This is a genomic window from Companilactobacillus halodurans (genome assembly GCF_009600985.1).
GTDB lineage: Bacteria > Bacillota > Bacilli > Lactobacillales > Lactobacillaceae > Companilactobacillus > Companilactobacillus halodurans.
This window is the reverse complement of sequence record NZ_VDFP01000206.1, coordinates 1-1,144: the sequence shown is the minus strand read 5'-3', so window position 1 is coordinate 1,144 and position 1,144 is coordinate 1. Positions and strand designations below refer to the sequence as shown.

The 1,144-nt window shown below is 39.8% G+C and carries 1 protein-coding gene; it reads right to left on the bottom strand.

The window, feature by feature from the left end; all coding sequences use genetic code 11:
• Positions 1–1,144, bottom strand: a 1,144-nt coding sequence (locus FHL06_RS13655) for an ABC transporter ATP-binding protein (RefSeq protein ID WP_153387195.1), incomplete at both ends; no start/stop codon positions are given.

Sequence of the window (1,144 nt, the reverse complement as noted above, 5' to 3'; positions counted from 1 at the left end):
AAATCTTTGGATTACGGAGAAAGGCCCGAGCAATAGCAATTCGTTGTTTTTGTCCACCGGAGAGTTTGACGCCGCGTTCACCGATTTGAGTTTCCAATTGATCAGGAAAGTTACGAACGAACTCGTCGGCATAGGCTAATGATAAACCGTGCCAAAGTTGTTCATCGGTCAATTGTTTATCTAGTCCGTATTGCAAGTTGTCTCGAATGCTACCAGCAAAAACGGCACTATCTTGGGAAACGTAGCCGATTTGGGAACGCCAATTAGCTAAATCAATATTTTTAATATCGTGGTCGCCAATTAAAATGGAACCACTATCTGGTTGATAAAATCTTTCTAGTAGAGAGAAAATAGTTGATTTACCACCACCAGAAGGTCCAGCAAAGGCAATGACTGTATTAGGTTTAGCTTCAAAAGAAACATTTTTCAAAATAGGTTTATCAGGGTCGTAACTAAAATCAAGATGAGTAGCTGTAATAGTTTGTCCTTCCACATCAACTGTTTTTCCTGCGGTAGTAACTTCTGGTTTTGTTTGTAAAATTTCTTGAATGCGTTCAGTTGAACCCATTGCTTTTTGAACTTGGGAGAAGAAGGTCGCAAAGCTGGCTACTGGAGTAATGATATTAAATAGGTAGAGTAGAAAGGCGACCAAGGAACCGCTTGAGAGGGTACCTTGTTGAATTCTAACAGCACCATAACCTAAGATACCGACAAAAACACCTAACATGGCTGTTGTCATAATTGGTTGTAAAACGGCTTCCACACGGGCGTCTTTAATTCCAACTTTGAAAATCTTGTCGATAAAGTTGTCACCTGTTGCACGTTCAAAACTTTCACCATTACTTGATTTGATTAAACGAACTTCGGCTAATTTTTCGCTAGCATCGGCATTGAAATCAGCAGTGGCGGCCTGCAGTTTCCGACCTAGTTTTGACATGATTCGACCAATCGGTAAGAGAATTAAGACGAAGATAGGGATGATGCCGAACATAAGTGATGCCATTTTCCAATCCATGAAGAATAAGATAATCATGGAACCAATTAATTGAATAGCTCCGGTAATAAAATTAGGGAACTGAGCAGTAATTAAATCTTTGATCACACTCGTATCATTGACTAATCTAGAGCTTGTTTCACCCGACTT